This is a genomic window from Streptococcus suis, assembly GCF_046032115.1.
Classification (GTDB): Bacteria; Bacillota; Bacilli; order Lactobacillales; family Streptococcaceae; genus Streptococcus; species Streptococcus suis_AJ.
In genome coordinates, this window is record NZ_JARQOZ010000006.1 from 82,792 (window position 1) to 91,193 (window position 8,402).

General features: G+C 41.4%; 8 protein-coding genes and 1 pseudogene. 8 read left to right on the plus strand and 1 reads right to left on the minus strand.

All coding sequences use genetic code 11. From position 1 onward, the window contains the following. The first annotated feature begins 20 nt into the window (after positions 1-20). The 8 genes and pseudogenes from P7J36_RS03595 (at position 21) to P7J36_RS03630 (ending at position 7,288) form a co-directional block, all read left to right on the plus strand. Positions 21-758, plus strand: a complete 738-nt coding sequence (locus P7J36_RS03595) for a Stp1/IreP family PP2C-type Ser/Thr phosphatase (protein WP_408551122.1) — start codon at positions 21-23, stop codon at positions 756-758. Then, positions 758-2,260: pseudogene (gene pknB / locus P7J36_RS03600) on the plus strand (Stk1 family PASTA domain-containing Ser/Thr kinase); the annotation flags it as partial. The gene P7J36_RS03595 and the pseudogene pknB, both read left to right, overlap by 1 nt. Further along, on the plus strand, positions 2,240-2,752 hold the full coding sequence (locus tag P7J36_RS11565; protein WP_475631994.1) for a PASTA domain-containing protein: 513 nt from the start codon (positions 2,240-2,242) through the stop codon (positions 2,750-2,752). The pseudogene pknB and the gene P7J36_RS11565, both read left to right, overlap by 21 nt. Positions 2,753-3,143: 391 nt before the next feature. Further along, entirely contained in the window at positions 3,144-3,839 is a 696-nt protein-coding gene (liaF, locus tag P7J36_RS03610; protein WP_109371173.1) for a cell wall-active antibiotics response protein LiaF, read from the plus strand. Continuing rightward, on the plus strand, positions 3,836-4,852 hold the full coding sequence (locus P7J36_RS03615) for an envelope stress sensor histidine kinase LiaS (protein WP_014637529.1): 1,017 nt from the start codon (positions 3,836-3,838) through the stop codon (positions 4,850-4,852). Before liaF ends, P7J36_RS03615 begins: the two co-directional genes overlap by 4 nt. Beyond that, on the plus strand, positions 4,824-5,465 hold the full coding sequence (locus P7J36_RS03620) for a response regulator transcription factor (RefSeq protein WP_002937025.1): 642 nt from the start codon (positions 4,824-4,826) through the stop codon (positions 5,463-5,465). Before P7J36_RS03615 ends, P7J36_RS03620 begins: the two co-directional genes overlap by 29 nt. 49 nt (positions 5,466-5,514) lie before the next feature. Next, complete coding sequence (locus tag P7J36_RS03625) at positions 5,515-6,915, plus strand: bifunctional Cof-type HAD-IIB family hydrolase/peptidylprolyl isomerase (protein WP_408551121.1); 1,401 nt, start codon at positions 5,515-5,517, stop codon at positions 6,913-6,915. Position 6,916: 1 nt separating this feature from the next. After that, the gene (locus tag P7J36_RS03630) at positions 6,917-7,288 is read left to right on the plus strand and encodes a S1 RNA-binding domain-containing protein (RefSeq protein ID WP_408551120.1); all 372 of its coding nucleotides are present in this window, start codon (positions 6,917-6,919) and stop codon (positions 7,286-7,288) included. A gap of 29 nt (positions 7,289-7,317) precedes the next feature. Here the strand turns inward: P7J36_RS03630 and cysK are convergent, their stop codons facing one another. After that, positions 7,318-8,244, minus strand: a complete 927-nt coding sequence (gene cysK / locus P7J36_RS03635) for a cysteine synthase A (protein WP_408551119.1) — start codon at positions 8,242-8,244, stop codon at positions 7,318-7,320. Positions 8,245-8,402: the final 158 nt, after the last annotated feature.

Below are 8,402 nucleotides of genomic sequence, written 5' to 3' on the forward strand. Positions count from 1 at the left end.
TGCTTAGCAACGAAAACAGTATGGAAATTGCATTATTAACTGATGTTGGACAAAAACGTTCAAACAATCAAGATTATATTAATTGTTATAAGAACCGTGCAGGTATTGACTTGGTAGTCTTGGCAGATGGTATGGGCGGTCACCGTGCTGGTCATATTGCCAGTGAAATGGCAGCGACAGATTTGGGAGTTGCTTGGGTTGATACTCAATTAGTGACCTTAAATGATGTCCGTGAATGGCTGATTGCCATCATCGATGCAGAAAATCAAAAGATTTATGAATTGGGTCAAACAGAGGAATATAAGGGAATGGGAACAACTCTTGAAGCAGTTGTTGTCATCGACAACCAAATGATCTATGCCCATGTCGGAGATTCACGAGTTGGATTGATTAGAGATGGCGAATATACACGTCTAACCAACGACCATTCGCTGGTAGGTGCCCTTGTTCGAGCTGGTCAGCTCACAGAAGAAGAAGCACAGCGTCACCCTCAAAAAAATATTGTAACGCAGTCCATCGGACAAGCCGAACCAATTGAACCAGACATTGCTTTGAAAACTCTTGAGGTTGGAGATTATGTCCTTATTAACAGCGATGGCTTAACCAATATGGTACCAACCGAGGACATTCGTGATATTGTATTGAGTGATGTTTCAATTGAAAGCAAGGTAGAAACACTTGTACGTTTTGCCAATAATGCAGGCGGTCTAGATAATATTACAGTAGGTTTGCTTCACATTACGGAGGAGGCTAGGTAATGATTCAAATCGGTAAGATCTTTGCCGGTCGGTATCGAATCGTTCGGCAAATTGGTCGAGGCGGTATGGCAGATGTTTACCTAGCAAGAGATTTGATTTTAGATGGAGAAGAGGTTGCTGTTAAAGTTCTTCGGACCAACTATCAGACAGATCAAATTGCTATCCAGCGTTTTCAACGTGAAGCGCGTGCCATGGCAGAACTGGACCATCCCAATATCGTTCGTATTTCGGACATCGGTGAAGAAGATGGTCAACAGTATTTGGCTATGGAATATGTCAATGGCCTCGATTTAAAACGTTATATAAAAGAAAATGCACCACTCTCCAACGATGTTGCGGTGCGAATTATGGGACAGATTCTCCTTGCTATGCGAATGGCGCACACAAGAGGAATTGTCCATCGAGATTTGAAACCTCAGAACGTCCTTTTGACTTCCAATGGAGTCGCTAAAGTAACAGACTTTGGTATTGCAGTTGCCTTCGCTGAAACGAGTTTGACACAAACCAACTCCATGTTGGGTTCTGTTCACTATCTTTCGCCTGAGCAGGCGCGTGGTTCGAAAGCGACCATTCAAAGTGACATTTATGCGATGGGAATCATCCTTTTTGAAATGTTGACGGGTCGCATTCCCTATGATGGAGATAGTGCTGTGACGATCGCTCTTCAGCATTTTCAAAAACCTCTCCCATCTGTTAGAGAAGAGAATGCAAACGTACCTCAGGCTTTAGAAAATGTTGTACTAAAAGCCACGGCTAAAAAATTAAACGAGCGCTATAAGTCGGTTGCAGAAATGTACGCAGATTTAGCTTCGGCTCTATCCATGGATCGTCGGAATGAACCCAGGGTTGAACTAGAAGGGAACAAGGTTGATACAAAAACCTTGCCAAAACTCTCCCAGGCCAATGTTGAAACGAAAGTACTGCATACAAACAGTTCTGCCCAAGTTTCTGCGACGGATAAGGGGTCTGGTAAGAAAGAAGTGGCGAAGTCGGGAAATAAGCCTGTTTCAAAACCAAGACCAGGTATGCGTACACGCTACAAAGTCTTGATAGGGGCTATTTTGTTAACAGTCATAGCGGTTGGACTCATATTTTTCAACACTCCACGGACAGTTACCGTCCCTGATGTGTCTGGTCAAACCGTTGAAAAAGCTACAGAAATGATTGAAGTAGCAGGATTGGAAGTCGGAAATATCACAGAAGAAGCGACCGCAACTGTAGATGAAGGATTGGTAATACGAACCTCTCCGGCTGCAAAGACGACCAGACGTCAAGGAAGTAAGATTGATATTGTAGTAGCAACGGCTACGATGGTATCTATTCCAGATGTGACAGATAAGGATTCTGATACTGCACGGCAGGAATTGGAGGCTCTTGGTTTCCAAGTGACAACAAAAGAAGAATATAGCGAAAAAGTTGCCCAAGGTCTCGTCATCAAAACAGATCCAGGAGCAAATAGTTCTGCTGAGAAGGGGGCAAAAATTACCCTTTACGTTTCCAAAGGAGTAGCGCCACAAGTTGTTCCAAACGTTGTTGGAAAAACTCAGGAGAATGCTACTCAAATTCTTCAGACAGCAGGCTTCAGTATTGGAACTATTACTCAGGAATACAGCTCATCTGTTACTGCGGGTCAAGTTATCAGTACAGATCCCGTTGCCAATACAGAGTTGACAAAAGGTTCTATCATCAATCTAGTTATTTCAAAAGGAAAAGAATTGATTATGCCTGATTTAACATCTGGCAAGTACACCTATTCACAGGCACGTAGTCAATTACAAGCACTGGGTGTCAATGTGGAAAGTATTGAAAAACAAGAAGATAGAAGCTATTATTCAACGACAAGTGATATCGTCATTGGACAATATCCTACTGCTGGCGCAACAATTGATGGAACAGTTACCTTGTATGTCTCCGTTGCATCAACCGGCACCAGTAGCGATTCCTCAACAGGAAGCTCCACTAGCACAAGTACTTCGACAGATAGCGGACAATAAAGATGAATAAGGTTGGGCAGATGCCGGACCTTTTTCTCTTGATTAGAGAGCGTAGCTTGTGAGCGGTCCCCTATGCCAAAATTGTTTCCTTCTGTCCATCAAGGGTGATGGCCTAGGAGTGATTTGCATAGTTTGTAGTATGTTTAGTTTATTTTGCTTGTCTTGTTAATTTACTTTGCCGTACCCAAGTATAGCCTGCATCTCGTTGCTTTGAACTAATATAGTCATTTGAATTAACTTTGATACATCGTCACTTTCGGCTTGCCGTACTCTAGTACAGCCTGCACCTCAGTTCCTTGTCTGAAAGCTAATTCATTCGACTATATTTCCTACTTTAGATGGAGTTCTTTTACTTATTTTTTGTTACAATAGTATAGAAAGGATGGAGAAGATGCGGAAAGTTCAATTTTTTCTACTAATAGAAAGTATGATTTTTACGATGGCAGCCTTTGATGTGGTAGCCAATGAGGCCAGTCGGACCCTGCTACTTTTCTCTGCCTTATTACTCATCATTTGGTACTTCCTAGGAAGAAAAGTCAACAGTGTTTTACTGGTCAGCTCCTTATCTCTATTATTTTTGGTCTTTGTTTTAAATCCCTTCTTCATTATTGGGATTATGCTACTAGTCGTCTACATGCTGATTAATTTCTTTTCACGTTATGAAAAGAGAAACCAATATACCCACATTGTTTTTAGTGACTATTCTCTACAGGTTCAAAAAGAGAAAAATAGATGGTTTGGCAACCACGATCACTCTCAAGATAGGTTTGGTTTTGAAGATGTTAACATTGTACGCTTGTTTGGCAATGATGTAGTTGATTTGGATAAGACTGTATTAGTTGGCAGAGATAATATTGTTGTAATTCGTAAAACGTTCGGACGGACAAAAATTATTGTTCCAATTGATGTTGAGGTTGCACTTTCAGCAACTAGTATCTATGGACGAGTAAGTTTCTTGGGTGAATCATACTGGGATTTGCGGAATGAAAGTATAGCGGTCAATAGTCCCGATTATCAAGAATCACACAAACGTGTAAAAGTCGTTACCAACAATATACTGGGAGATGTGGAGGTGGTTCGCGTATGAGAAAACGTACCTACCTACTCCTAGCCTGGTTTGCCTGTCTTATTGTTTTTGTGGTGATTGCTTCCACCCTCCCACTTTTAAATTATTCATTACTAGATGTTACGCTCTGGATTTCAACGGAGCAGCTCGTGTTTACTCTCATTCTACTGGTTATTGTTTTGACCCTTTTTCTAGCTGTAATGGTACAAACTGTCAGCCTGGCCTCCACTCAGGTTATGCGGACGAAGTTACAAGCTATCTTGAAGAATAAAAGTATTCGAACAGATACCGAGAGTGATCAGCTCTTGCTCCAGTTATCTGATAAGGTCAGAAACCTCACGCGTCAGGTACAGCTGGTTGACAATCAAGATTTAGTCAAGAAAGAAGAGATTGTTGAGGGAGAACGGAAACGGATTGCCAGGGATTTGCATGATACGGTTAGTCAAGAGTTATTTGCAACGAGCATGATTTTGTCAGGATTATCGTCCAATCTATCCACTCTTCCGCAGGAAACTTTGCAGGAACAGCTGATGCTCGTGAAAGACATGATTGAGTCTGCCCAACGAGACCTACGCATCCTATTATTACATCTACGCCCAAGTGAACTTGAAAGTAAAACCTTGGTTGAAGGATTTGAGCTGATTTTGCGTGAAGTTAGCGACAAAAGTAATATTATCGTTCATTTCCAACATGAAGTAGAGGAGCTACCGAAACTAATTGAAGAACATCTCTTCCGCATTGCGCAAGAAATTATCAGTAATACCTTGCGACATGCCAAGGCCAAGCATTTGGATGTCTACCTCTTGCAGAAGGAAACAGAACTGCAGTTGAAAATGACAGACGATGGTATCGGCTTCCAACAAGGTGCAGATGATGAATTAAGTTACGGTCTTCAAAACATACGTGAGCGGGTTGAAGACATGGCTGGAACGATAAAAATTCGCACTGCTCCAAATAAGGGAGTGGCGATTGATATTCGTATCCCACTATTGAAAGGAAAAGAAGATGAATACGATTCGAGTGATGTTGGTTGACGACCATGAGATGGTCCGTCTAGGATTGAAAAGTTACTTAAATTTACAGCCAGATGTTGAAGTAGTTGCAGAAGCTAGTGATGGCGAGGAAGGTTTGGCTAAAGCGTTAGAGGTTAAACCCGATGTTGTAGTGATGGACTTGGTTATGCCCAAGATGACTGGCGTAGAAGCAACCTTGGCCTTGCTGAAGGAATGGCCGCAAGCGCAGATTGTCATCCTGACCTCCTACCTAGATAATGAGAAAATCTATCCTGTGCTGGAAGCAGGAGCTCGTGGCTATATGTTGAAAACGTCAAGTGCTGACGAAATCTTAGCAGCCATCCGCAAGGTAGCTCTTGGAGAATATGCTATTGAGACAGAAGTAGAGAAAAAAGTAGAGCACCATAAACGCCACCCAGATTTACATGATGACTTGACAGCCCGTGAACGCGAAATCTTGACGCTGTTAGCCAAGGGGTATGATAATCAACGAATTGCAGATGAATCCTTCATTTCCTTAAAAACTGTTAAAACCCATGTTTCCAATATCTTATCCAAACTAGCTGTGAGCGACCGTACTCAAGCAGTTGTTTATGCTTTCCAGCATGGTTTGGTGGCGCAAGAGGACCAATAGTGGTATAATGAAAATTAGTTAATTTTCAACCAAAGGATAATGGAATTATATGGATGCAAAACTCAGATATAAGGCAAAAAAAATAAAAATAGTCTTTTTTGACATTGACGACACGCTACGTGTAAAGAATACAGGCTACATTCCTGAATCAATTCAGCAGGTTTTCAAATCACTAAAAGAAAAGGGAATTTTGACAGGAATTGCGTCAGGACGAACTCCTTATGGTTTGGTGCCAGAAATCAAGGCCTTAAAGCCAGACTTTTTCGCTATGATTAACGGCTCCTACGTAGAAGATGCCAAAGGTCAGGTAGTGTACCATCAGCCGATGCCCCAAAATTTAGTAGAATCTGTATTAAATTGGGCTAAAGAAATTGGAATCGAATATGGTATGCTTGGTAGTCAAAAAGGGACACTTTCTGCACGAACTGACCGCATTAGTCAAGTAATTGACTTGATTTATGAAGGTTTGGAAACAAACCCAACTTTTTATAAAGAAAATGACATCTACCAATTGCTAACTTTCGAGAAAGATGGTCACGAAGTAGAACTTCCAGAAGAGTTGCAAGCGGAATTGCGTAGTGTTCGTTGGGATGCTATTTCATCGGACATTGTGCTAAAAGGCTCTTCCAAAGCAACTGGTGTTGCTAAGGTTGTTGAAAAACTTGGCTTGAAACCTGAAAATGTTCTGGTCTTTGGAGATGGACTGAATGACATTGAGTTGTTCGATTATGCAGGCATTAGCATTGCTATGGGGCATTCTCATCCAGAATTGCAAAAGCGTGCAGATTATATTACAAAAACAGTAGAAGAAGATGGCATCTTTGATGCCTTGGAGAAATTAGGTATGGTAGAAAAAGAAAAATACTTCCCACAATTAGATTTGGAAAATGTTGACGGACCGGTTGCCCATATCAAGACCAATCATGGTGAGCTAACTGTAAAATTGTTCCCAGAAATTGCTCCAAAGACAGTAGCAAATTTTGTCGCACTGTCTAAAGATGGATATTATGATGGCGTTATTTTCCATAGAATTATCCAGGATTTCATGATTCAAGGTGGGGACCCAACTGGTACAGGTATGGGCGGTGAGTCTATCTATGGTGAGTCTTTTGAAGATGAGTTTTCAATGGAAGCCTTCAACCTTCGTGGTGCCTTGTCTATGGCCAATGCTGGACCAAATACAAATGGAAGTCAATTCTTCATCGTTCAAAATCAAAACTTCCCATACAATGCCAAAGAATTAGAACGTGGTGGTTGGCCTAAAGAAGTTGCAGAAGCCTATGTCAAAAATGGCGGGACACCACATCTAGATCAACGCCACACAGTGTTTGGTCATCTAGTTGATGAAGACTCCTTCGTCGTCTTGGATGCTATCGCAGCGGTTGCAACAGATTCAGCAGATCGTCCACATGAAGATGTTGTAATTGAGACCATCGAAATAGAGGATTAAGATGAAAATCGGAGATAAACTCAAGGGGACGGTAACGGGCATTCAGCCGTATGGAGCCTTTGTACAATTAGAGAATGGGACGACGGGCCTAATCCATATCTCGGAAATCAAAACAGGTTTTGTTGATAATATTTATGATCATTTAAAATTGGGGCAAGAGGTTTTGGTACAGGTAGTCGACTTTGATGAATATACTGAAAAGGCTAGTTTATCAATCCGGACCTTAGAAGAAGAACAACAAAAAATTCCGCGTCATCATCGTTTTACAAATGAACGGAATAAAATTGGTTTTTCCCCTTTAGCAAAACAACTTCCGAAATGGATTGAGGAAGCTAAAGCCTATCTCAAAGAGCAAAAAGAAAAGAAGGTTTAGGGAATTGAACTCCCAACCTTCTTTTTTTTCTAATTATCAAATTCGTAGAGGGCAGTAGACAAGTAACGTTCTCCGTTATCAGGCAAGATTGCCAACACTTTTTTTCCAGTTCCCAACTTCTTAGCGACTTCGATAGCAGCGTGAATTGCTGCTCCAGATGAAATACCCACAAGGAAACCTTCCTGTCCACCAATTGCTCGACCTGTTGCTAAAGCATCATCTGATTTAACACGAATAATGCCATCATAGGCTGCTGTATCCAGCGTATCAGGAATGAAACCAGCTGAAATGCCTTGAATCTTGTGTGGACCAGGTGCTTCACCAGATAGGACTGCCGATTCATCAGCTTCTACGGCATAGATGGCGATGTTTGGGTTGGCATCTTTTAATACATGCGAAACACCAGAAACAGTTCCACCAGTACCAACACCAGAAACAAAGGCATCTAAACCAGTTGTTCCAAAGTCTTCCAAAATTTCCTGTCCTGTTGTATCTTCGTGAACTTTTGGATTGGATGGATTAGCAAACTGGAAAGGAACCCAGCCATTTTTTTCTTCAGCAATCTCTTTTGCTTTGGCGATAGCCCCCTTCATCCCTTCGCTACCAGGAGTCAAGACGAGTTCAGCTCCATAAGCTTGGATAATCTTACGACGCTCAACACTCATGGTTTCAGGCATGACGATAATCACCTTATAACCTTTTGCTGCTCCAACCCAAGCAAGACCGATACCAGTGTTACCACTTGTTGGCTCAACAATAGTATCTCCAGGTTTGATTGTACCAGCCTTTTCAGCATCTTCAATCATAGCCAAGGCGATACGGTCTTTTACAGAAGAACCTGGGTTAAAAGCTTCCAATTTGACATAGACCTCAGCAGCTCCTTCAGGTACAATATTGTTAAGTTTGATAATCGGAGTTTTTCCAACTAATTGCGTAATATTTTGATAAATAGCCATAAGGCACCTCCAAATAATGTTATTATACATTATATAGTAGAAAGTCAAAAAAGGATAATATAAAAAAACTATCTCGCCGATCAATGTCATTAAGTTAACATTCGGCATTACATCTACACTGTCTACTCCCAAGTATTTATTCTATGTCATACTTGGGA

Excerpts from the sequence above, each read along its gene's own strand:
- P7J36_RS03595 (WP_408551122.1), top strand. The coding sequence starts at position 21 with ATGGAAATTGCATTATTAACTGATGTTGGACAAAAACGTTCAAACAAT.
- liaF (WP_109371173.1), top strand. The coding sequence starts at position 3,144 with ATGCGGAAAGTTCAATTTTTTCTACTAATAGAAAGTATGATTTTTACG.
- P7J36_RS03615 (WP_014637529.1), top strand. The coding sequence starts at position 3,836 with ATGAGAAAACGTACCTACCTACTCCTAGCCTGGTTTGCCTGTCTTATT.
- P7J36_RS03620 (WP_002937025.1), top strand. The coding sequence starts at position 4,824 with ATGAATACGATTCGAGTGATGTTGGTTGACGACCATGAGATGGTCCGT.
- P7J36_RS03625 (WP_408551121.1), top strand. The coding sequence starts at position 5,515 with ATGGATGCAAAACTCAGATATAAGGCAAAAAAAATAAAAATAGTCTTT.
- P7J36_RS03630 (WP_408551120.1), top strand. The coding sequence starts at position 6,917 with ATGAAAATCGGAGATAAACTCAAGGGGACGGTAACGGGCATTCAGCCG.
- cysK (WP_408551119.1), bottom strand. The coding sequence starts at position 8,244 with ATGGCTATTTATCAAAATATTACGCAATTAGTTGGAAAAACTCCGATT.